This is a genomic window from Lysinibacillus sp. YS11 (assembly GCF_002896375.1).
In the GTDB taxonomy this organism is placed as follows: Bacteria; Bacillota; Bacilli; order Bacillales_A; family Planococcaceae; genus Lysinibacillus; species Lysinibacillus capsici.
This window is the reverse complement of sequence record NZ_CP026007.1, coordinates 3,309,894-3,332,502: the sequence shown is the minus strand read 5'-3', so window position 1 is coordinate 3,332,502 and position 22,609 is coordinate 3,309,894. Positions and strand designations below refer to the sequence as shown.

Sequence of the window (22,609 nt, the reverse complement as noted above, 5' to 3'; positions counted from 1 at the left end):
GATGATCCAAAAGGTGAAGAAAGAATGATCCAAAAAATGAGGAAAGCGCTCAAAAAGGTTCCTAATGCGTCTCACGCTCATCAGGAACCCCAAAAAAGCTTTTTTAAGCAACCAATAGTATGATTTACTTCATCTTCCGTGCTTTATCAGTGTTGGCGAAATGCCATTTTGTGATGGAGCGTAGAAATTCTTCGCCCTGATTACGCCAGATTCGGGCTGCTTGCACATCTACCTTGTTAGAGGCGCCCTTCATTAATGTAAGCCCTGTAATGTCACTCAAACGGTCCATTTCCTTTAAAAAGGCAGCACGAGCTAAAATAGATGCTGTAGCCACAGCTACATGTAATTGTTCTGCTTTAGTAGAAAAGTAGACATTCTCTTGTACAAGTTCACGTTCATTTTTTAAATAATTGTAATAGACACCACGTTCAGCAAACTGGTCGATTAAGATAAATTCAGGTTTTTCAGGTGCCATTTTTGATAGTGTGTTTTGTAGTGCCTTGTTATGCATCATGGCTTTCATTTTACCTTGGGAATAGCCTTTCGCTTGTAAGTTGTTATATTTCTCGTTGCGTAAGACGAGAACACTATGGACACAGGCTGCACGCAAATCAGGTGCAATTTTCCTCATATAGTCATCTGTTAGCATTTTTGAATCTTTTACGCCAAGCTCATTCATGAGTTCGATTTTGGAAGTAGGCACATACACTGCTGCTACAGTGATTGGACCAAAATAATCACCTGTGCCTGTTTCGTCTGAGCCTAAGACAGACATGGTTGCGAAATTGTTAGGCAGTACATCCCCTTTTGCCCCGATAGTGGAGAGTGGAGTAGCAGTTTTTTCAACAGTTCCCCAACGTGCTGCCTCACGTTCAGCACCGCCCCCCTGAAACATTAATTTGCCTGATTTATACATAGTTATGGCTGTATCTGGTAGTTTTGCCGCAAAAATGACTCCCGGAGCCTTTCGTTCTATAAAGTGCGATGCATAGTAAGCCATCACCTCTTTTTGAATATTTGTTGAAATGGAAAGCACAATATTTGCCATTTAATCGTTCCTTTCTGTCCTCGTTGTTCACAATTTTATACCTTTCATGGTATGATAATAAATAGCTTTTTTGTGTGATGGTGCTCACAAGCCTCTAAAATCGTGTGTGCATCGAATTTATAGGAGGGTGCGACTATGGAAAAACAAGAAAAGAATAAAATTTCTGTTGAAATATATGGTCATACATATAAAATGGTCGGCTCTGAATCCATTGGCCATATGCGACTTGTTGCTTCGATTGTTGATGACCGTATGCGCGAGATGAACGTACATAATCCCTCACTTGATAGCACAAAACTTGCTGTTCTGACAGCAGTAAATACAGTTCATGATTATTTACTATTAAAAGAACGAATGGAGCAATTAGAAGAAGAATTGAAAAAGTTAAAGGGTTGAAGAGAATGTTAGATTTAATCATATTAGTGGTACTGTTAGCTGGTATAGGCGTCGGTGCAAAACGAGGTTTTATTGTACAGATGATGCATATTGTCAGCTTTGTAGTAGCCCTAATTGTTGCGTATATTTATTATAAGCCATTAGCACAAAAATTTGTATTTTGGGTTCCGTATCCAGGTGTCACTGACACAGGTAGCCTTGGCGTTGTCATTGATAGTCTAGATTTAGACCGCACCTTTTATCGGGTAATTGCCTTTGCTGTTATTTTCTTTGCAGTAAAAATAACGTTGCAAATCGTGGCATCGATATTTGACTTTATCGCGTATTTGCCTGTGCTAAATACAGTGAATCGTTGGCTTGGGGCGTTACTTGGCATGATTGAAAACTATTTAATTATGTTTATTTTGCTATATGTGTGCGCTTTATTACCAGTAGATGCCATACAAAATTTAATGTCGAAGTCATTGTTAAGTGGTCTTATGTTGGAGCATACACCAATTATTACAAAGATGTTCCAAAACTGGTGGTATATTTATATGCAATAGTAACTGTGCACTTCTCTCTGTCTTGAGGGAAGTGTTTTTACGATAGGAGGAATTACCAATGAATAAAAAAACAATTATTCGCACACTCGAAAAAATTGCTTTATATATGGAACTACAGGGAGAAAATCCATTCAAGGTTTCAGCCTTTCGAAAGGCTGCGGCAGCACTAGAGGGGGACGAGCGTTCATTAAGCGAAATGGATGATGTAACAAAACTCAAAGGTATTGGAAAGGGTACTGCGGCTGTAATAGAGGACTTAATGTTAACAGGTGAATCGAGTTTGTTAAAGGAGTTAGAAGAGGTTGTACCTAAAGGGTTACTGCCATTGCTAAAATTACCTGGCTTGGGAGGAAAAAAAATTGCGAAACTACACCAAGAGCTTGGTATTGACTCTGCAGAAAGCTTGAAGGCAGCTTGTGAGGCAGGAAAAGTACGTGAATTAGCTGGATTTGCTGTAAAAACTGAGGAGAAGATTTTAAAGGAGCTAGCCAATTTAGCAAATCGTTCAGAACGACTACCAATTTGGCAGCTTGAGCCTGTGGTTTTACAAATTGAGGCGCTTCTAGGTAGTATGAAGGAAGTAGACCGGTTTTCAGTTGCTGGGAGTTTCCGTCGAGCGTTAGAAACTAGCAAAGATATTGATTTTATTGTTGTGACAGAAGCAGTGGAGGAAGTACGCGAAAACTTGTTAAATAGCTTGGCCATTCAAGAAGTCGTGGCGGCAGGGGATACAAAAATTTCGGTGATTTTAGACTTAGATGAACCAGTTAGCGTTGATTTCCGTTTAGTGAAAGATAATGAATATGCGACTGCGTTGCATCATTTCACAGGTTCAAAAGATCATAATGTTCGTATGCGGCAAATTGCCAAAGCCCGTGGTAAAAAAATAAGTGAATATGGTGTGGAACAGGAAGATGGTACCGTTTTGACGTTCCAAGACGAGGCAGCATTTTTCGCTCATTTTGATCTACCTTGGATTCCACCGAGCTTACGGACAGGAACAGCAGAATTTGACAAAACAAACATAATTCAAAACTTAGTTCGACTAGAGGATATTAAAGCTGATTTGCATATGCATACAACATGGTCAGATGGTGCATACTCTGTTGCAGAAATGGGCGAGGCGTTACTAGCACGGGGCTATCAATATAGCGTTATTACAGACCATTCGCAATTCCTAAAAGTAGCAAATGGATTAACGCCGGAGCGTTTAGAAAAGCAACGTGTAGAAATTGAGGCATTTAATGCAGCACATCCAGATTTTCATTTGTTTAAAGGGACGGAGATGGATATTTTACCAGACGGCTCACTTGATTTCGAAGATCAGGTGTTAAAAGAGCTCGATTTTGTTATTGCTTCCATTCATTCTAGTTTTACACAATCACAAGATAAAATTATGGCACGTTTACTAACAGCTATGCAAAATCCCTATGTTCATATGATTGCCCATCCGACTGGTCGAATTATTGAAGATCGCGATGGTTATAATCCTGATATGAAACAGTTAATTGCCTGGGCAAAGGAATATGGTAAAATTTTAGAGTTAAATGCAAATCCGTATCGTCTCGATTTATGTGTAGAACATTTAGAAATGGCATGCGCTGCAGGTGTGCCAGTAGCCATCAACACAGATGCGCATGATATTGCACATTTACGTTTTATGGATATTGGGGTTCGCTATGCAAATAGAGCATGGTTACCGAAAGATATGATTGTGAATACATGGACGCGTGAACAGTTTGAAGCGTTCATACAACGAAATAAATAGGCTGAGGAGGTGTTCTCAGTGATTGCTGAACGCGCATTGAAAACACTAGAATACGATAAAGTTAGGCAACAAGTGGCTTCCTATTGTACTTCCTCCATTGGTAAATCTGCCATTGAGGAGCTTGTGCCACAAACAGATTTTGATAAAGTAGTACAATTATTAGAGGAAATGGATGAGGGACTTTCCATTTTGCGTGTGAAGGGCAATGTACCAATGGGCGGAATTTTTGATGTCCGTCCCTCTGCCAGACGTGCTCAAATAGGAGGCATGTTAGCAGCAGTAGAACTAATGGAAATTTCAAGCACGATTCGAGCAAGCCGAATTCTACGTAATTTTATTGAAGATTTAGAAGCCGATGAAGTGATTGATATTCCCCATTTCATCTCCAAAAAGGAAGCAATGCCTGTCCTAACAGGATTGCAACATGAAATTAATAACTGTATTGACGACAATGGAGCTGTCTTAGATTCTGCTAGTCAAACATTGCGCTCTATTCGCCAATCTTTGCGTGCTGAAGAAGGGAAAGTCCGCTCTAAGCTGGAAAGTTTAATTCGGGGAAGTAATGCAGCGAAAATGCTTTCTGATACACTTGTGACAATTCGTAATGATCGCTTTGTTATTCCCGTAAAGCAGGAATATCGTCACCACTATGGTGGGATTGTCCATGACCAATCTTCTTCTGGTCAAACCTTATTTATTGAGCCAGATTCTGTTGTCCAAGCAAACAATGAAATTCATCGCTTGAAAATGAAAGAGCAGGCAGAAATTGAACGTATTTTACTAGCATTAAGTGCAATGGTGCAAGAAGTAGCATCAGATTTATTTAACTTAGTGAAGGTATTAGGCGATATCGATGTCATTTTAGCAAAGGGCAAATATGGCCAAGCCAATAAATGTACAATGCCTAAAATGAATCAGGATGGCTATATCCGACTAATACGTGCACGTCATCCACTACTACCAATAGAATCAGCTATTCCAAATGATATTGAATTTGGTAAAGACATTACAGCTATTGTCATTACAGGTCCTAATACAGGTGGTAAAACGGTGACATTAAAAACGGTTGGTCTGTGTACATTAATGGCACAAGCTGGATTACCAGTGCCAGCATTAGATGGCTCAGAACTTGCTGTATTTGAGCAATTATTTGCCGATATTGGTGATGAGCAATCAATTGAGCAGTCACTTTCTACGTTCTCGTCCCATATGGTTAATATTGTTGACATCCTACAAAAATTTGATCACGAATCACTTGTTCTTTTTGATGAGTTAGGGGCAGGTACTGACCCACAGGAAGGGGCAGCCTTAGCCATCTCAATCTTAGACGAAGTACATGGGCGCGGTGCTCGTGTAATGGCTACAACTCACTATCCTGAGCTAAAAGCTTATGGCTATAATCGACCAGGTGTAGCCAATGCCAGTGTAGAATTTGATATTGAAACTTTGAGCCCGACCTACCGTCTACTTATCGGTGTACCTGGGCGCTCAAATGCATTTGAAATTTCCAGTCGTCTTGGTTTACCTGAATCCATTATTGATCGTGCTAAAGGCTTTACTGGAACCGATCGACATGAGGTTGAATCGATGATTGCCTCATTGGAAGAAACACGTCGCCAATCTGAAGATGATGCAGAGCGTTCGCATGCATTGCTATTAGAATCAGAAACATTACGTAAAGAGCTTCAAGATAAATTGCAAGCCTATGAGGAGCGTAAAGAGGCGCTTGATAAGAAGGCGAAGGAAAAGGCGCGTAAAATTGTTGATGAAGCAAAACGTGAAGCAGAAGCGATTATTGCAGAGCTTCGAGAAATGCGTAAAAATGCTGATCAAGTTGTCAAGGAGCATGAATTGATTGAAGCACGTAAACGCTTGGAAGAAGCAACACCACTTGAAGACAATAAAGTGCTAAAAAAGGCGGCACAAGTCAAAGCTCGTGCACAAAACTTAGTTGTCGGAGACGAGGTAAAGGTGTTAAGCTATGGTCAACGAGGTACTTTGTTAGAAAAGGTGTCGAATACCGAATGGGTTGTCCAAATGGGGATTTTAAAAATGAAAATCTCAGATAGTGATTTGGAATATATTAAACCTGAAAAAGAGCCTGTATTACGAACAGCTGGTGTGAAAAATCGAAATAGTCATGTGAAACTAGAATTAGATTTACGTGGTGAACGCTATGAGGATGCAATCGTAAGAACAGAGAAATATATTGATGATGCATTACTATCTAATTATGGTCGTGTGTCCATTATTCATGGAGTTGGTACAGGGGCTTTACGTCAAGGTATTCAAAGCTATTTGAAAAAGCATAAGCGCGTAAAATCCTTCCGTTTTGGTGAAGCCGGTGAAGGGGGCTTAGGCGTCACAGTTGTTGAATTGAAATAAGCTATAAAGGGGACGGAGAAAAATGCTGAATTCTGGCTTTTGGCGATATCCAATTATCGAAACGGCAGGATATTTTAGTGTTGTAGTATTATGTTTAGTCGTCTCGATGGCATTGTTCGAAGTCGTTACGAAATATAAAAATTGGGAAGAAATTAAAAAAGGTAATGTCGCTGTGGCTCTTGCAACAGGTGGAAAAATACTAGGGATTTGTAATATCTTCCGCTTTTCCATTGCACGTCATAGTACATTAAGTGAAATGATCGGTTGGGGCCTTTTTGGCTTTACATTATTGATTGTAGCGTATTTCTTATTTGAATTTATGACACCTCGTTTTAACGTTGATCAAGAGATTGCCAATGATAATCGCTCAGTTGGTTTCATTTCCTTTACCATTTCAGTCGGTCTTTCGTTTGTAATTGGGGCAAGTATTGCATAGGAGTGTCATGACATGGAAAAATTAGCAAAAGTACTAATCGTTGTCTGTATTGCATTTTTGGCAGTAGGTGTCTACTATATGTTAACGATTTAAATAAAAAACGCATTCTCTTTATGAGGATGCGTTTTTTGTTAATTGTACATAGCATAAATTTCTACTACAACCTATTAACTTTCTTTCATATAACTCTATTAAAGGGTAGAAAAATTATTTTTATAATATAGGAATATGCTCATTATTTTTTTATGGAGTGACTCAAGAATGAACGAGCATTCATAAGGTGTATGCAAATAAATCCCGATAAATACCAATCATATTAATGTTGTTAATTGCATAATAATTAATCGAAAATGCATTTATTTTCTATTTTCTGTTTGAAACTGTATTTCTTTTTCATTATAATAAATATAAGAATTGACAAAGTTTGGGACAAAGGGGAGAGGACGTATGACAGCAAAACCATGGCTAGCAAATTATCCTGAAGAAGTACCATCGTCTTTAACGTTTGAGGAAATTCCAGTGCAAGAGTTTTTGACACGTGCCTATAAAAAGAATCCATCCAAAGTAGCGATTCATTTTATGGGAAAGGATTTGACGTACACCGAGCTATATGAGTCAGCTTTAAGGTTCGCAAACTATTTACAAGCACTAGGTGTGGAAAAGGGAGATCGAGTAGCAATTATGCTGCCTAACACGCCACAAAGTGTAATCGCTTACTATGGTGCCATGTATGCAGGTGCTGTTGTAGTACAAACAAATCCACTTTATACTGAACGTGAGCTTCAATATCAAATGGCTGATTCAGGAGCAAAGGTTATTCTCGTAATGGATATTTTATATCCGAGAGTCATGAAAATTATGAAAGAGACAGCTCTTGAAAATGTCATTGTGACAGCTATTAAAGATTATTTACCATTCCCAAAAAATTTAGTCTATCCATTTATTCAAAAAAAGCAGTATGGCTTTAGTGTCAAGGTTGAACATAGCGGCCAAAATCATCTGTTTTCAGAAATAATGCGTTCAGCACCAATTAAGATAATTGACAATATGCCATTTGATTTTGAAGAAGACCTAGCACTCCTTCAATATACGGGTGGGACAACAGGTTTCCCAAAAGGCGTTATGCTGACCCATAAAAATTTAATTGCCAATACGACAATGTGTGATGCTTGGATGTATAAATGTGTTCATGGTGAAGAAACCATTATGGGCATTCTACCATTCTTCCACGTCTATGGCATGACAACTGTTATGCTTTTATCTGTATTTACTCAAAATAGAATGGTGCTTTTACCGAAGTTTGATGCTGAAACGGCATTAAAGACGATTGATAAACAAAAACCAACACTGTTCCCCGGCGCACCAACCTTATACATCGGCCTTTTAAATCACCCAGACATTGCGAATTATGATTTATCATCCATTAAGGCATGCCTAAGTGGCTCTGCTTCATTGCCAATTGAAGTGCAAGAGAAGTTTGAGGCAGTGACTGGTGGAAAGCTAGTAGAAGGATATGGGTTAACAGAAACCTCACCTGTAACACATGCTACGCCAATTTGGGGGAAGCGGGTGATTGGCTCAATTGGTTTACCTTGGCCAAATACAGAAGCGGTTATTTTACGTACAGGTGATACAGAAGAGCTACCTATTGGTGAAGTTGGTGAAATTGCTGTTAAAGGACCACAAGTAATGAAGGGCTACTGGAACCGTCCAGAGGATACAGCTGCGACATTTGCTGATGGTTGGTTTTTAACAGGTGATCTTGGTTATATGGATGAGCAAGGCTTCTTCTATGTAGTAGATCGTAAAAAAGATTTAATAATAGCAGGCGGCTTTAATATTTATCCACGTGAAGTAGAAGAAGTGTTATATGAACGTGAAGAGATCCAAGAGTGCGTAGTAGCAGGCATACCTGATCCGTATCGTGGTGAAACAGTTAAAGCTTATATTGTATTAAAAGAAGGATATTCGATTACTGAGGACGAATTAAATAAATATTGCCGTCAGCATCTAGCAGCTTTTAAAGTTCCGCGTTATTATGAATTTAGAGAAGAGCTGCCAAAAACAGCTGTAGGAAAAATTTTGCGTCGTACGTTAGTTGAAGAAGAAAAAACAAAATTAGCGAATAAAGAAGCGAAATAAATACGTGTGAAAGTATTGACAAGCAATGCTGTAAAATATAATATGAAAATATGAATGAATGACCATTCATATTTTCATATTTTTTTAGGTTAACACGTCATATCGACGTGCGCATGTTTTTTAGGTGGTGATATAAAAGTGAAACGAGATAAGCCAAAATATAAACAAATTATTGATGCAGCTGTCATCGTTATTGCGGAAAATGGGTATCACCAAGCGCAAGTATCGAAAATCGCCAAACAGGCAGGGGTGGCCGATGGAACAATCTATTTATATTTTAAAAATAAAGAAGATATATTAATTTCTGTCTTTAATGAAAAAATGGCTGTTTTTGTAGAGTCATTACAAGATATAATAGAAAAGGGGAGTACGTCTAAAGACAAACTTTCACGAATGATTGAAAATCATTTTAATGTTCTAGCGACAGATCGATACCTAGCAACTGTCACACAATTAGAGCTTCGCCAGTCAAACAAAGACTTACGATTAAAAATTAATTCCGTATTGCGCGAGTATTTACAGCTACTTGATCAAATTTTAATCGAGGGTATGCTTACAGGTGAGTTCAATCAGACGATGGATGTACGCTTGGCTCGACAAATGGTTTTTGGAACAATTGATGAAACTATTACGTCGTGGGTTATGAATGACTATCGATATGATTTGATGGAACAGGTTCCAAAGGTTCAGGCATTAATCCTGAACGGCATTAAAGCTTAAAAGGATGTGGAGAAATGGAATTTCTAAGTTGGAAAGTAGAAGATGGAGTAGCGATTATTACAATTGCACGTCCACCAGCAAATGCATTATCTCGCGGTATTATTGCAGAAGTTAACGCTGTGCTTGATGCTGTAGAACACGATGATGCTGTAAGAGTCCTTGTACTTCATGGTGAAGGCCGTTTCTTCTCTGCAGGGGCAGATATTAAAGAATTTATTGGGGTAGAATCTGGTGAGGAATTTACAAAGCTAGCTAGCAACGGGCAGCAGGTTTTTGAGCGTGTTGAATCGTTTTCTAAGCCTGTAATTGCAGCCATCCATGGTGCGGCATTAGGCGGAGGGCTTGAGTTAGCAATGAGCTGTCATATGCGATTTGTCACTGAATCAGCAAAATTAGGTTTACCTGAATTACAATTAGGGCTTATTCCTGGTTTTGGTGGTACACAGCGCTTACCACGCTATGTTGGAGTAGCAAAGGCTGCTGAAATGATGTTTACAAGTGAACCAATCTCTGGTAATGAAGCTGTTCAGTGGGGCTTAGCAAACCGTTCATTCTCAGACGAAGCATTGCTAGAAGAAACGTTAAAGATTGCTAAGAGCATTGCTAAGAAAAGCCCAATCGCTTTAAAAGCAGCTATTCAAACATTGCAATATGCAAAGCATGCATCATTCTATGAAGGCATTGAAGCAGAGGCTAAATCCTTTGGGACAGTATTTGTCACAGAAGATGCCAAAGAAGGAATTCAAGCATTCATTGAAAAGCGTGAGCCTGTGTTTACTGGCAAATAATTTTCCAAATGTCGATAGCAACGTTCAGTATGTTATCGGCGTTATCGAAACTGAAAATATATAATATTTATAAGTTTACTTAGAATTATAAAACGTTCCAGGAGGTATGGATATATGAACATTTTTGCATTAATTAAACGCACATTTGATACAGAAGAAAAAATCGTTGTGTCGGGTGGTAAAATCCAAGAGGACGGCGCAGAATTCATTATCAACCCTTATGATGAATATGCCATTGAAGAGGCAATCCAAGTTCGCGATGCTGCTGGTGGTAAGGTAACAGTGGTGACAATTGGTGGCGAGGATGCAGAGAAGCAATTACGTACAGCACTTGCTATGGGAGCAGACGAAGCAGTGCTTATTAATACAGAAGATGATTTAGATGAGCTGGACCAACATGCAGCAGCTTATCTACTAGCAGAATACTTAAAAGATAAAGATGCAGATTTAATTTTAACAGGAAATGTTGCGATTGATGGTGGTTCAGGGCAAGTTGGTCCACGTGTTGCTGATTTATTGGATATGAATTATGTAACTACGATTACAAAACTTGAAATTGACGGAACATCTGCGAAAATTGTTCGCGATATCGAAGGGGATTCAGAGGTAATTGAAACTTCTTTACCGTTATTAGTAACTGCTCAGCAAGGTTTAAATGAGCCTCGTTACCCATCTCTACCAGGTATTATGAAAGCGAAAAAGAAACCGCTTGCAGAGCTTGAGTTAGATGATTTAGATATCGATGAAGATGATGTAGAAGTGAAGATTGAAACAGTAGACATCTTCTTACCAGCTCAAAAAGCAGCAGGCCGTATTTTAGAAGGCGACCTTTCTGCACAAGCAAAAGAACTGGTAAATCTACTTCACACGGAAGCAAAAGTTGTTTAATTATTTGATGTCAATCGAATCTTAAAGGGTAACGGAGGGAATATGCTATGTCAAAAAAAGTATTAGTATTAAGTGAAGTTCGTGAAGGAAGCTTACGTAATGTTTCTTTCGAAGCAATTGCAGCTGCAAAACAAATCGCTGATGGTGGCGAAGTTGTTGGGGTACTTTTAGGAGATGCTGTAGCAGGTTTAACAGGTCCATTATTTGAATATGGTGCTGATCGAGTAGTAACAGTGGAACACCCGCATTTAAAACAATATACATCTGATGGCTATAGTCAAGCACTATTAGCTGTTATCGAGCAAGAACAACCAGCAGGTATTGTCTTTGGTCATACAGCAAATGGGAAAGATTTATCGCCAAAAATTGCAAGCAAATTGCAAGCAGGTCTAGTATCTGATGTCACTGCTATTGAAGGTGCAGGCGATGATGTGGTATTTATCCGACCAATTTACTCTGGTAAAGCCTTTGAAAAAGTAAAAGTTAAAGAAGGCGTTGTCTTAGCTTCTATTCGTCCAAATAACATTACACCTTTAGAAAAAGCAGAAGGTAAAACAGGTGATGTGTCTGCCATCTCTGTAGAGATTACAAATCTGCGCACAATTATTAAAGAAGTTGTTCGTAAATCTTCAGAAGGTGTAGATCTTTCAGAAGCGAAAGTAGTTGTTGCAGGTGGTCGTGGCGTGAAGTCAGAAGAAGGCTTTGAGCCATTAAAAGAGCTAGCTGATTTACTAGGCGGTGCAGTAGGTGCATCACGTGGTGCATGTGACGCTGAATACTGTGATTACTCGCTGCAAATCGGACAAACAGGTAAGGTTGTAACACCAGATCTTTATATTGCAGCAGGTATTTCGGGCGCAATTCAGCATTTAGCTGGAATGTCCAATTCAAAAGTCATTGTTGCTATCAATAAAGATCCTGAAGCAAATATTTTCAAAGTAGCGGATTATGGTATCGTAGGAGATTTATTTGAAGTTATTCCGCTGCTAATTGAAGAATTTAAAGCATTAAAAGTGAACGCATAATACAGATGCAGGAAGGGATAACCCTTCCTGCTTTTTTATATTGCTTTCCATTTTAAAAAGTACTATTTGAAAATTATTGCAAAATAAAATATTGACATAATTAACGATAGACATTATAGTGATGGATACATTAATGATTTGAAACGCAAAGATTAGGAGTAGTAAAAGCTCGTTATTCGGTGAAGAGAGCTGCGGGTTGGTGCAACGCAGACCAATAAGACTTTGAACTTGCCTAGGAGTGGTAACACAAATAGAATTATCAGATTATTCTATTTGTTTGACGGTTAACCTTCGTTACAAGGTTTTTTAAGCTGGGTTCTCAAGAGCCAATTAGAGTGGTACCGCGGTTTGCTGATAGCATATCGTCTCTTCTTTCATTTGATGATGAAGGAATAGATGGTATGCTTTTTTGATATTTAGGAGGTAAGAAAGTGGAAAAAAACAAGCAACAATTAACAAGAACAATGACCTCGCGTCATATCACGATGATGGCGTTAGGTGGTGCCATTGGCGCGGGATTATTTAAAGGAAGTAGTGCAGCCATTGATATGGCAGGACCATCTGTGTTGATTGCGTATTTAATCGGCGGCATTATTTTATTATTTGTTATGCAAGGCTTAGCAGAAATGGCCGTGCGTAATAAAGAAGCAAGAACCTTTAGAGATTTAGTGCAATCCGTGTTAGGTAAATACCCTGCGTATTTCCTAGATTGGATCTACTGGAAAATGTGGGTTTTAAATATTGCAGCAGAGTCTGTCGTGGCTGCTATCTTTATTCAATATTGGTTACCAGAATATCCAATTTGGATACTGGCACTATCTGTTTCTGTGTTAGTAACAGCGATTAATTTATTATCCGTAAAAATCTTTGCAGAAACAGAATATTGGCTAGCATTAATCAAAATTACTGTTATTATTGTCTTTATCATTGCAGGACTTATTTTATTGCTTGTGACGTTTGGAAATCATAGTGCTGTTGGTTTTGCTAACCTAACGGAGCATGGTGGGTTTTTCCCTAATGGCTCGACGGGATTAATTGCTGCAATGCTTGTAGTTATCTACTCCTATGGTGGGACAGAAATCATCGGGATTACATTAGCTGAAACGAAAAATCCGGAAAAAGTAGTGCCAAAAGCTGTTCGCAGTACATTAGTACGTATTGTTACTTTTTACTTACTGCCATTCTTTATTATCGTAAGCTTGATTCCTTGGAATGAAGTAAATGGGGTTCCTGAAAGCCCGTTTGTCATGGTTTTTAAAATGGTTGGTATTCCAGGGGCAGACCATATTATGAACGCTGTTGTTTTACTTGCCATTATTTCATCAATGAATTCAGGACTGTATGGATCATCACGCGTACTATATACACAGGCTGTAGATGGACGTGTGCCTAAAATCTTTGCTTATTTATCGAAACGAAAAGTACCAGTGTATGCTATTTTAATGTGTACTTTAGCGATGTATTTAGGCGTCATTTTATCTTTATATGCGGGAAGCAAAACATTTGATTTTCTAATGGGATCACTTGGTTATACTGTGTTATTTATTTGGTTAATTATTGCGATTGCACATTTAAAATCACGTAAAAAACAAGCAGAGCACACAAGTGCCTATGAAGTAAAATGGTTCCCTTATACGACTTGGATAGCTATATTGGCGTTAAGTGCGATTCTCATCGGAATTATTTTCACCACATCTATTATTGTGACAGGCATTACGTTAGCTATTTACCTTTTTATTACGTTAACCTATGTATTGAAGGGGCGTTATCAAGTCAATTAATGACTGTGTATTGATTTTTCGACACAGATTTGCATAAAAAATACATTGTAGGCAGATTGTTCGCTCAAGTGAATTTATCCATGCTATACTACAAGCATAGTAAGTTTAAGGAGGATTTCAAATGGCAATTGTACATGCAACAGATGCTACGTTCCAGGACGATATTAAAGAAGGGTTAGTACTAGTAGACTTTTGGGCTGCTTGGTGCGGACCATGTAAAATGATTGGGCCAGTTCTTGAAGAAATGGACGCAGCAGGTAGTGCGGCTAAAATTGTAAAAGTTGACGTTGACAATAACCAAGGTACTGCAGCTCAGTATCAAATTATGTCAATCCCATCTTTACTATTATTTAAAGATGGAGAATTAGTTGACAAAACAGTAGGCTTCCAACCAAAAGAAGCTTTAGAAGCATTTATCGCAAAACATGCGTAATGAATGAAGTTCACAAAGCCGAGCCATCAATTGATGTGTTCGGCTTTTTTTCGTTATATAATAAAGAAAATAACTAACATTATTCTAATGAGGGGAATTTTTACTTAGGGGGGCAGGTAGGTAATGAACGATTTAATAAAGCGAAAACTGGATATTTTACCAGATCAACCTGGCTGCTATTTGATGAAGGATCGACAAGGGACTATCATTTATGTCGGTAAAGCAAAAGTTCTAAAAAACCGTGTACGTTCTTATTTTACTGGAACACATGAAGGGAAAACGCAAAGGCTTGTAGGTGAAATAGAAGATTTTGAGTATATTGTAACGTCATCAAATATTGAAGCACTTATTTTAGAGCTGAATCTCATCAAATTACATGATCCAAAATATAATGTCATGTTAACGGATGATAAGACCTATCCATATTTAAAAATTACGAATGAAAAACATCCTCGTCTGATTACGACACGGAAGGTAAAAAAGGATAAGGCAAAATATTTTGGTCCTTATCCGAATGCCTATGCAGCAAGTGAAACGAAAAAGCTATTGGATCGATTGTATCCGCTGCGCAAATGTGTACAATTACCTTCCAAGGTTTGCTTGTACTATCACATGGGTCAATGCTTAGCACCTTGTGTGAAGGAAATTGAAGGTCAGGTTTATCAAGAAATGATTGAGGATATGACGAAGTTTCTAAATGGTGGTGTGGAGGCAGTCAAAAAAGAGCTTGAAGTTAAAATGCTAGCAGCTGCAGAAAACCTGGAATTTGAGCGAGCGAAGGAATTCCGAGACCAAATTGCCCATATTGATACGGTTATGCAGAAACAAAAAATAGTTTCAAGTGATACAACAAATCGAGATGTATTTGGCTATGCTGTTGAAAAAGGATGGATGTGTGTTCAGGTTTTCTTTGTGCGCCAAGGAAAGCTGATTGAGCGCGATGTCTCAATTTTCCCCATCTATCAAGATGCAGAGGAAGAATTTTTAACATTTGTTGGGCGCTTTTATGAAAAGCCAGAGCATATTAAGCCAAAAGAAATTTTTATTCCACAAGCCATTGATGCAGCTATCTTAACAGAATTATTAGAAATTAAAGTGCTCACACCGAAAAGAGGTCAAAAGAAGGAATTGGTTGAATTAGCTACCAAAAATGCTGAAATTGCTGTGGCAGCTAAATTCCAGCTAATAGAGCGTCAGGAAGAACGTACGATTGGTGCTTGTGAGGCACTTGGTGAAGCAATGGGTATTAGTACACCTTTACGAATTGAAGCTTTTGATAATAGTCATATGCATGGAACGGATGCAGTGTCTGCTATGGTTGTTTTCATTGATGGGAAGCCTGCGAAAAAGGAGTACCGAAAATATAAAACGCGTACAGCAGCCAAGCATGATGATTACGGTGCAATGCAGGAGGTTATACGTCGTCGCTATATACGTGTTTTAAAGGAAGGACTACCATTACCAGATTTAGTCTTAATTGATGGTGGTAAGGGACAAATGGAAGTAGCCCGTGAAGTACTAGAAGATGAGCTTGGTCTTGTTATACCGATTGCTGGTTTAGCCAAGGATGATAAGCATAATACATCTCAGCTCTTGTTTGGTGATCCACCAGAAGTGATTAGCTTAAAACGTACAAGTGATGGCTTTTATTTATTACAACGAATTCAAGACGAAGTCCATCGCTTTGCTATTACCTTCTTGCGTCAACAGCATGAGAAGCATGCCATTCAATCTGTATTAGATCATATTGAAGGGGTAGGACCAAAACGAAAGCAACAGCTGCTTAAACATTTCGGTTCAGTCAAAAAAATTCGAGAGGCGAGCGAGCTAGCATTACAGGAGGCTGGGATGCCCGCTAATTTAGCAAGCCAAATTTTTAGCTATTTTCAGCAACAATCATTGTCAAAGGAATAGGCATGTGCTATGGTTATAAATAACATTGTTTTCAATGTTATGGAGAGCCAACTGCGTGACTAGTTTGTTTACGCTAAGGCTTAATGAATTGAATACATTCACTTTAAAGTGATGATAGAGGTGCAAGATTCAAGAGTAACACGATGGAGGATGGACAAGTCCAGAGATATTGTGTGAAAGGGGAGCTTGCCGAAGTACAGTATTGTTGTTCCATTGCCGTACTGGTTTTGCATTTAAGAAATGTAAGACTGTCGATTCTAAACGTTTCGGAGAGCTATCACACATGCGCAAGTTATGATTATTGTACATGTTATAGGCAGCTTTCACGTTATGTGGAGGCTGCCTTTTAGTTTTCTAGAAACGGTTTTACCCCCCATAATTTGGTGAAATACATGAACTGGAAGGGAGAACGAAAGAAATGGCTAAAATCGTGATGAAGTTTGGAGGAGCTGCATTAGCTTCTTCTGAACAAATCCAAGAGGCTGCTAGGAAAGCGATTGCTGAAAAGGACAAAGGATTGGATGTAGTAGTGGTCGTTGCAGCAATGGGACACACTGCGAAAGAGATGAAAATGATGGTACACCAACTAACTGACGATGTGTCGAAAAGAGAATTAGATGCAGTTTTGTCAACTGGCTCTCAATTATCTAGTGCTTTATTTGCCATCGCTTTGCAGGAAGCAGGCTATGAGGCTGTATCTCTAACTGGATGGCAAGCTGGTATACATACGGATGGTATGTATCGACATGCTCGTATCGACTATATAGATATTAGTCGTATGGAAGAACATTTTGCACAGGGACAAATTGTGGTTATTGCTGGAGAACAAGGGATTGACGAAGTGCATAATATCACCACGCTTGGGAAAGGTGGAGCTGAAACAACTGCTGTTGCGCTTGCCATAGCGTTGGAAGCGGAGAGAGTAGATATGTATACAAATGTGGACGGTGTTTATACAGCAGATCCACGATATGTTCCCAATGCCCAAAAGCTTCAAGAAATTTCCTATGATGAAATGTTGGAATTATCGAATTTAGGGTCTCATATCATACATCCTCGTGCGGTGGAGTTAGCGAAGAAATTTCAAATGCCTGTTATTATACGTTCAAGTTTAATAGAATCAGTAGGCACTTTATTGAAGGAGGAAGTGGAAATGGAAAAAAATTTAGTCGTTCGTGGTGTTGCATTTGAATCAGATATTATTCGTTTAACAGTAGGGTATGATGCTTTTTCCAATGCTTCATTAGCAGATATATTTACGGTTCTTGCAGAGAACCGTATTAATGTAGATATTATTGTCCAAGCCATTATTGATGGGTTGAAGCCAACTGTATCGTTTTCAATTTTAAAAGAGGAATTTGCGGAAGCATTACGTGTTTTAGAGGATAGTAAATTATCACTTGGATTTAGTTTTGCTGACTTCGAAATTGGACTAGCAAAAGTTTCTATTATTGGTTCAGGCATGGCTTCTAATCCAGGCGTTGCTGCTCGTATGTTTGATCGGTTACGTCGTGAAAATATCCCTGTAAAAATGGTTAGTACTTCTGAAATAAAAGTGTCCGTTGTTGTACCACAGGATGATATGATCCAAGCAGCTAATGCTCTCCATGATGAGTTTAATTTAGAGCAAGCACTTTACATATAATAATAGAAGAAACAGCATTTTATGTAATTGACCGAAATAAAAGGAAGAAAAAAGAAGGATTGTCATCCCATTCTTTAATGGGAAACAATCCTTTTTAATTATTCTGAGGGAATGGTATTCATAATACGTTCTTTAACGTCCCATTTGACTGTAAACATGACGTATTGTTGCTTTTCCCGTTTTTCATTATAGCATTCTGTCAGATAGCCTTTAGCTAGTTGAATTTGCTCTGCTATAAATCCTGCTTCAAGTTTAAAGCTGCGCTGCTTTATTTGAAGAATTTCAGGGTCATTTGTCAACTGGAAAATACGTCCATCTTTTGATTCCTTTATGAGTTCTAATGTACCCCAGCAGGCATCTGCGAAAAATGCGATAAGTTCATCTTGACTTTTACATGGGAACTTGCGAGCAAGCTCTTTACCTGCCCAATAAAGGACGTCATCTTCATGTTTACCGAGTATAGAAGATAGAATATGATCACGAATGATCTCATAGCCAAATGATGAGATTGTAGGAGATGGAGTGTTTAACATTGTTATCCTTCTTTCTTAGAATTTTCTTAAAATTTAACGGTAATAAAGTAATGATAGATTTTTCGAGAAAAAACGACGCATCATGTACTAGATTAGTTCTTTAATAAGCTCTATGAAAAACTCCGAGTTGCCTTGACGCTCGTAGCTCTTGAGAGTACAATAAACATGTCATAATATTGTACCATGATGAAATACACAGTCAATGAAGTATCATTTACAAAATGATGACTTCTTTTGTTGTGCTATTTTAAGTACTAAGGGGGGTAACAGTCTTGTCGAAAGATCGAGAGTTTTTATGGCGTCGCTTACATTCTCTACTTGGGATCATTCCAGTAGGTCTGTTTTTAACGATGCACCTGTTCATTAACTTTACAGCAACAGGCGGGGCAGAAAGTTACAACGATGCTACCGCAGTAATGGAAAAGATTCCATTCCTTATCCTAGTTGAATGGATTGTCATCTATATTCCATTAATGTTCCACGCATTCTATGGTGTCTACATTGCATTCACTGCTACACCAAACACAGGACGTTTCAGCACGTACCGTAACTGGATGTTCTCTTTACAACGTTTTACTGGTGTATTCTTAGTGATATTTATTGCATGGCATATTTTCCAAACTCGTATTCAAAAAGCACTTGGCACACACGTTGATTACGACATGATGGCGAATATTGTTGCTAATCCATTCATGCTTGGATTCTACATTGTTGGTATTTTATCAGCAACTTTCCACTTATCTAACGGTTTATGGGCATTCCTAGTAAGCTGGGGTATTACACAATCTCCTCAGTCTCAAAAGATCGCTACTTACGTAACAAACATTCTTTTCGTAATTCTAAGTGTAGTTGGTGTGGCTGCTATTTTAGCTTTCGTATAATTCAATAGAAGCTACGATAGAGCACATGCAATCATTGCAATTTTTTAAGAGGAGTGAGAAATAATCATGGCGAAAAGCAAAATAATTGTTGTCGGCGGTGGTCTTGCCGGTCTGATGGCAACGATTAAAGCAGCTGAAGTTGGTACTGAAGTTGATTTATTCTCATTAGTTCCTGTAAAACGCTCACACTCTGTTTGTGCGCAAGGCGGAATTAATGGTGCGGTAAATACTAAAGGTGAAGGGGATTCTCCATGGATCCACTTTGATGATACAGTTTATGGTGGGGACTTCCTAGCGAACCAACCACCAGTTAAAGGTATGTGTGATGCAGCACCTGGCATTATCCACTTGATGGACCGTATGGGTGTTATGTTCAACCGTACACCAGAAGGACTTTTAGATTTCCGTCGTTTTGGTGGTACTTTAATGCACCGTACAGCTTTCTCTGGTGCAACAACAGGTCAACAATTACTATATGCGCTAGATGAGCAAGTTCGTTCTCATGAAGTAGCTGGTTTAGTAAATAAATATGAACACTGGGAATTCCTTGGTGTTATTATCGATGAAGACGGCGTTTGTCGTGGTATCGTAGCGCAAGATATGCGTACAGAAGAAATTAAATCATTCCGTGCAGACGCTGTTATTATGGCGACTGGTGGCCCTGGTATTATCTTCGGTAAAACAACAAACTCTGTTATTAACACAGGTTCTGCTGCTTCTATCGTTTATCAACAAGGTGCTTCATATGCGAATGGTGAATTCATTCAAATTCACCCAACAGCGATTCCTGGAGATGACAAAAACCGTCTAATGTCAGAATCAGCTCGTGGTGAAGGTGGTCGTATTTGGACTTATAAAGACGGTAAACCTTGGTACTTCTTAGAAGAGAAATACCCAGCTTATGGTAACTTAGTACCACGTGATATTGCGACACGTGAAATTTTCGACGTTTGTGTAAACCAAAAACTTGGTATCAATGGCGAAAACATGGTATACCTAGATCTTTCACATAAAGATCCACATGAATTGGACGTTAAACTTGGTGGTATCATCGAAATCTACGAAAAATTCGTAGGGGATGACCCACGTAAATTACCAATGAAAATTTTCCCAGCAGTTCATTATTCAATGGGTGGATTATGGGTTGACTACAATCAAATGACTGAAATTCCTGGTCTATTTGCAGCAGGTGAATGTGATTACTCTCAACATGGTGCAAACCGTCTTGGTGCAAACTCATTATTATCTGCTATCTACGGTGGTATGGTTGCAGGACCAAACGCAGTAGACTATGTAAAACACCTTAAAAAGCATGCTGAAGATCTTCCACAAGAGATTTACGATGCTCGTGTAAAAGAGGAACAAGCGAAATGGGATGCTATCATGAAAATGGAAGGCACAGAAAACGCTTACTTACTGCATAAAGAGCTTGGTGAAATGATGACTGCTACAATGACTGTAGTACGTTACAATGATCAGCTTGAAGATACATTGAAAAAACTTGATGAGCTTACTGAGCGTTGGAACAACATCAACATCAATGATACGCAAAAATGGAGCAATCAAGGCGCACACTTTACACGTCAGCTTAAAAATATGTTAGTGCTTGCAAAAGTAATGACAAAAGGTGCACTATTACGTAATGAATCTCGTGGTGCACACTATAAACCTGATTTCCCTAACCGTGATGATGAGAACTTCTTAAAAACAACAATGGCGAAGTTTGACCCAGCTACTGGTAATCCAATCATCACGTACCAAGAAGTCGACGTTTCATTAATCCCACCACGTAAACGCGACTACTCTGCGAAAGGAGACTAAAAGTTATGCAAATCGCAGCTAATACTGGAAGAATGGTCAAAGTGGAAATCTTACGTCAAGATACACAAGGCGGCAATAGCTACTGGCAAAAATTCCAAGTGCCTTACCGTCATGGTATGAACGTAATTTCAATTTTAATGGAAATTCAAAAAAATCCTGTTACTGAAGATGGTGTAAACACATCACCAGTATCATGGGATATGAACTGTTTAGAAGAAGTTTGTGGTGCATGTTCAATGGTGATCAATGGCCGTCCACGTCAATCATGTTCTACACTAGTAGACCAATTGACAGAGCCGATTAAATTGGAGCCAATGAAAACATTCCCTGTTATTCGTGACCTACAAGTTGACCGTGAACGTATGTTCAACGCGCTTAAAAAAGTTAAAGCATGGGTACCAATCGATGGTACGTATGATTTAGGTGAAGGTCCACGTATGCCAGAAGGTAAACGTCAATGGGCTTATGAACTATCTAAATGTATGACTTGTGGTGTATGTATGGAAGCATGTCCAAACGTGTCTGAAAAAGCTTCATTCATCGGACCAGCTCCATTATCACAAGTACGTCTTTTCAACACTCACCCAACTGGTGCTATGATTAAAGATGAACGTTTAAATGCGATTATGGGTGACGGTGGCCTTGCAAACTGTGGTAACTCTCAAAACTGTGTTGCTGCATGTCCAAAAGGGATTCCTTTAACAACATCCATCGCTTCATTAAACCGTGCAACTACAGTGCAAATGTTCCGTAACTTCTTCGGTTCTGACCACTACGTAGACTAATATACGGACAAGCTGAACTCCCTTACACGAAGTGTAAGGGAGTTTTTTATAGTTATAGAAATGAAATTTATCAAGTTGTTTATTTACATTTTTTCTATGATAATATAGCATTTTCTTTTATAATGAATAAGTATTCATTTTGTTTGCCGTTGATTGATAAAAGACGGGCAATTACATGACAGGGGATGGTATATCATGAAGGCAAATTATATCGATAATTTTCAAGAGTGGGAAAAGGGTTTTTCATTTTTTAGCGAGGTACGAGTGCGATTTTCAGAAACAGACATGTATGGTCATATGAACAATACGATTAGCTTTACATATTTTGAGCAAGCAAGAATTGATTACTTCAGACATTTAGGAATTTTAATGCCCCCAGTTGGAGAAGAGAATGTGAAATCTATACCTATTGTAGCCGATTTACAATGCGATTATGTAAAGCAGGTTTTCTTTGATGACGTACTACGAATCTATACAAAAATCGCGCAAGTTGGGAATTCGTCGATGGACATTCACTATCTAGCAAAAAATCAAAAGGACGAAATCTGTTTCACTGGTCGTGGAACAATTGTACAAATGGATCCTCGTACAGGTAAAAGTGTGCCGATTTCAGAGGAAGAAAAAACGAAATTCATTCAGTTGGCCATTCTGCCTCACTAGTTCAATATATAAGTA

General features: G+C 38.7%; 20 protein-coding genes, 1 riboswitch and 1 other annotated feature. Of the genes, 18 read left to right on the top strand and 2 right to left on the bottom strand.

Annotated features, from left to right (window positions below; translation table 11 throughout):
* Positions 1-124: 124 nt before the first annotated feature.
* Entirely contained in the window at positions 125-1,048 is a 924-nt protein-coding gene (rnhC, locus tag LBYS11_RS16685) for a ribonuclease HIII (protein WP_103118620.1), read from the bottom strand.
* 135 nt (positions 1,049-1,183) lie between these two features.
* On the opposite strand from rnhC, the gene zapA reads away from it, so the two are divergent.
* The 14 genes from zapA to LBYS11_RS16615 all read left to right on the top strand — a co-directional run bounded on the left by zapA (position 1,184) and on the right by LBYS11_RS16615 (position 17,914).
* Positions 1,184-1,444 carry a cell division protein ZapA gene (zapA, locus tag LBYS11_RS16680; protein ID WP_016991554.1) on the top strand — a complete coding sequence of 87 codons (261 nt, stop codon included), beginning with the start codon at positions 1,184-1,186 and terminating at the stop codon, positions 1,442-1,444.
* A 5-nt stretch (positions 1,445-1,449) separates the two neighbouring features.
* On the top strand, positions 1,450-1,989 hold the full coding sequence (locus LBYS11_RS16675) for a CvpA family protein (protein WP_004226395.1): 540 nt from the start codon (positions 1,450-1,452) through the stop codon (positions 1,987-1,989).
* 58 nt (positions 1,990-2,047) lie between these two features.
* The gene (polX, locus tag LBYS11_RS16670; protein ID WP_054549977.1) at positions 2,048-3,757 is read left to right on the top strand and encodes a DNA polymerase/3'-5' exonuclease PolX; all 1,710 of its coding nucleotides are present in this window, start codon (positions 2,048-2,050) and stop codon (positions 3,755-3,757) included.
* Between the two features lie 18 nt (positions 3,758-3,775).
* Entirely contained in the window at positions 3,776-6,142 is a 2,367-nt protein-coding gene (locus LBYS11_RS16665) for an endonuclease MutS2 (protein ID WP_048393664.1), read from the top strand.
* Positions 6,143-6,164: 22 nt separating this feature from the next.
* Positions 6,165-6,578 carry a DUF350 domain-containing protein gene (locus LBYS11_RS16660; protein ID WP_008179180.1) on the top strand — a complete coding sequence of 138 codons (414 nt, stop codon included), beginning with the start codon at positions 6,165-6,167 and terminating at the stop codon, positions 6,576-6,578.
* A 447-nt stretch (positions 6,579-7,025) separates the two neighbouring features.
* Positions 7,026-8,720 (top strand): AMP-binding protein, encoded by a 1,695-nt coding sequence (locus LBYS11_RS16655; RefSeq protein WP_048393666.1) that lies wholly within the window; start codon positions 7,026-7,028, stop codon positions 8,718-8,720.
* A gap of 138 nt (positions 8,721-8,858) precedes the next feature.
* Positions 8,859-9,440 carry a fatty acid metabolism transcriptional regulator FadR gene (locus tag LBYS11_RS16650; RefSeq protein ID WP_054549980.1) on the top strand — a complete coding sequence of 194 codons (582 nt, stop codon included), beginning with the start codon at positions 8,859-8,861 and terminating at the stop codon, positions 9,438-9,440.
* A 14-nt stretch (positions 9,441-9,454) separates the two neighbouring features.
* Positions 9,455-10,228 (top strand): enoyl-CoA hydratase, encoded by a 774-nt coding sequence (locus LBYS11_RS16645; RefSeq protein ID WP_004226413.1) that lies wholly within the window; start codon positions 9,455-9,457, stop codon positions 10,226-10,228.
* 114 nt (positions 10,229-10,342) lie between these two features.
* Positions 10,343-11,116 (top strand): electron transfer flavoprotein subunit beta/FixA family protein, encoded by a 774-nt coding sequence (locus LBYS11_RS16640; RefSeq protein WP_004226415.1) that lies wholly within the window; start codon positions 10,343-10,345, stop codon positions 11,114-11,116.
* Positions 11,117-11,163: 47 nt separating this feature from the next.
* On the top strand, positions 11,164-12,141 hold the full coding sequence (locus LBYS11_RS16635) for an electron transfer flavoprotein subunit alpha/FixB family protein (RefSeq protein WP_054549982.1): 978 nt from the start codon (positions 11,164-11,166) through the stop codon (positions 12,139-12,141).
* 139 nt (positions 12,142-12,280) lie between these two features.
* Positions 12,281-12,514 (top strand) — a binding site (T-box leader).
* 91 nt (positions 12,515-12,605) lie between these two features.
* The gene (locus LBYS11_RS16630; RefSeq protein WP_284705897.1) at positions 12,606-13,922 is read left to right on the top strand and encodes an amino acid permease; all 1,317 of its coding nucleotides are present in this window, start codon (positions 12,606-12,608) and stop codon (positions 13,920-13,922) included.
* Positions 13,923-14,043: 121 nt separating this feature from the next.
* Complete coding sequence (gene trxA / locus LBYS11_RS16625) at positions 14,044-14,355, top strand: thioredoxin (protein WP_004226420.1); 312 nt, start codon at positions 14,044-14,046, stop codon at positions 14,353-14,355.
* A gap of 123 nt (positions 14,356-14,478) precedes the next feature.
* Positions 14,479-16,269, top strand: coding sequence for an excinuclease ABC subunit UvrC (uvrC, locus tag LBYS11_RS16620; protein WP_048393674.1), 1,791 nt, complete (start codon positions 14,479-14,481; stop codon positions 16,267-16,269).
* A 107-nt stretch (positions 16,270-16,376) separates the two neighbouring features.
* Positions 16,377-16,554: riboswitch (Lysine riboswitch) on the top strand.
* A 133-nt stretch (positions 16,555-16,687) separates the two neighbouring features.
* The gene (locus LBYS11_RS16615; protein WP_103118619.1) at positions 16,688-17,914 is read left to right on the top strand and encodes an aspartate kinase; all 1,227 of its coding nucleotides are present in this window, start codon (positions 16,688-16,690) and stop codon (positions 17,912-17,914) included.
* A gap of 98 nt (positions 17,915-18,012) precedes the next feature.
* Here LBYS11_RS16615 and LBYS11_RS16610 read toward each other — a convergent pair whose 3' ends face one another.
* On the bottom strand, positions 18,013-18,447 hold the full coding sequence (locus tag LBYS11_RS16610; protein ID WP_048393678.1) for a YslB family protein: 435 nt from the start codon (positions 18,445-18,447) through the stop codon (positions 18,013-18,015).
* 272 nt (positions 18,448-18,719) lie between these two features.
* Between LBYS11_RS16610 and LBYS11_RS16605 the strand changes: the two genes are divergently transcribed.
* The 4 genes from LBYS11_RS16605 to LBYS11_RS16590 all read left to right on the top strand — a co-directional run bounded on the left by LBYS11_RS16605 (position 18,720) and on the right by LBYS11_RS16590 (position 22,594).
* Positions 18,720-19,328: a succinate dehydrogenase cytochrome b558 subunit gene (locus LBYS11_RS16605; RefSeq protein WP_004226428.1), complete on the top strand. Its 609-nt coding sequence runs from the start codon at positions 18,720-18,722 to the stop codon at positions 19,326-19,328.
* 66 nt (positions 19,329-19,394) lie between these two features.
* A complete protein-coding gene (gene sdhA, locus LBYS11_RS16600) occupies positions 19,395-21,149 on the top strand; it encodes a succinate dehydrogenase flavoprotein subunit (RefSeq protein WP_004226429.1) in 1,755 nt (584 codons plus the stop codon).
* Positions 21,150-21,154: 5 nt separating this feature from the next.
* Entirely contained in the window at positions 21,155-21,934 is a 780-nt protein-coding gene (sdhB, locus tag LBYS11_RS16595; RefSeq protein WP_004226431.1) for a succinate dehydrogenase iron-sulfur subunit, read from the top strand.
* A gap of 195 nt (positions 21,935-22,129) precedes the next feature.
* Positions 22,130-22,594: an acyl-CoA thioesterase gene (locus LBYS11_RS16590; RefSeq protein ID WP_066037526.1), complete on the top strand. Its 465-nt coding sequence runs from the start codon at positions 22,130-22,132 to the stop codon at positions 22,592-22,594.
* The last annotated feature ends 15 nt before the right edge of the window (positions 22,595-22,609 follow it).

Bases quoted from the DNA above. Each gene is read 5' to 3' on its own strand.
- rnhC (WP_103118620.1), bottom strand. From the start codon at position 1,048: ATGGCAAATATTGTGCTTTCCATTTCAACAAATATTCAAAAAGAGGTG.
- zapA (WP_016991554.1), top strand. From the start codon at position 1,184: ATGGAAAAACAAGAAAAGAATAAAATTTCTGTTGAAATATATGGTCAT.
- LBYS11_RS16675 (WP_004226395.1), top strand. From the start codon at position 1,450: ATGTTAGATTTAATCATATTAGTGGTACTGTTAGCTGGTATAGGCGTC.
- polX (WP_054549977.1), top strand. From the start codon at position 2,048: ATGAATAAAAAAACAATTATTCGCACACTCGAAAAAATTGCTTTATAT.
- LBYS11_RS16660 (WP_008179180.1), top strand. From the start codon at position 6,165: ATGCTGAATTCTGGCTTTTGGCGATATCCAATTATCGAAACGGCAGGA.
- LBYS11_RS16655 (WP_048393666.1), top strand. From the start codon at position 7,026: ATGACAGCAAAACCATGGCTAGCAAATTATCCTGAAGAAGTACCATCG.
- LBYS11_RS16645 (WP_004226413.1), top strand. From the start codon at position 9,455: ATGGAATTTCTAAGTTGGAAAGTAGAAGATGGAGTAGCGATTATTACA.
- LBYS11_RS16640 (WP_004226415.1), top strand. From the start codon at position 10,343: ATGAACATTTTTGCATTAATTAAACGCACATTTGATACAGAAGAAAAA.
- LBYS11_RS16635 (WP_054549982.1), top strand. From the start codon at position 11,164: ATGTCAAAAAAAGTATTAGTATTAAGTGAAGTTCGTGAAGGAAGCTTA.
- LBYS11_RS16630 (WP_284705897.1), top strand. From the start codon at position 12,606: ATGACCTCGCGTCATATCACGATGATGGCGTTAGGTGGTGCCATTGGC.
- trxA (WP_004226420.1), top strand. From the start codon at position 14,044: ATGGCAATTGTACATGCAACAGATGCTACGTTCCAGGACGATATTAAA.
- uvrC (WP_048393674.1), top strand. From the start codon at position 14,479: ATGAACGATTTAATAAAGCGAAAACTGGATATTTTACCAGATCAACCT.
- LBYS11_RS16615 (WP_103118619.1), top strand. From the start codon at position 16,688: ATGGCTAAAATCGTGATGAAGTTTGGAGGAGCTGCATTAGCTTCTTCT.
- LBYS11_RS16610 (WP_048393678.1), bottom strand. From the start codon at position 18,447: ATGTTAAACACTCCATCTCCTACAATCTCATCATTTGGCTATGAGATC.
- sdhA (WP_004226429.1), top strand. From the start codon at position 19,395: ATGGCGAAAAGCAAAATAATTGTTGTCGGCGGTGGTCTTGCCGGTCTG.
- sdhB (WP_004226431.1), top strand. From the start codon at position 21,155: ATGCAAATCGCAGCTAATACTGGAAGAATGGTCAAAGTGGAAATCTTA.
- LBYS11_RS16590 (WP_066037526.1), top strand. From the start codon at position 22,130: ATGAAGGCAAATTATATCGATAATTTTCAAGAGTGGGAAAAGGGTTTT.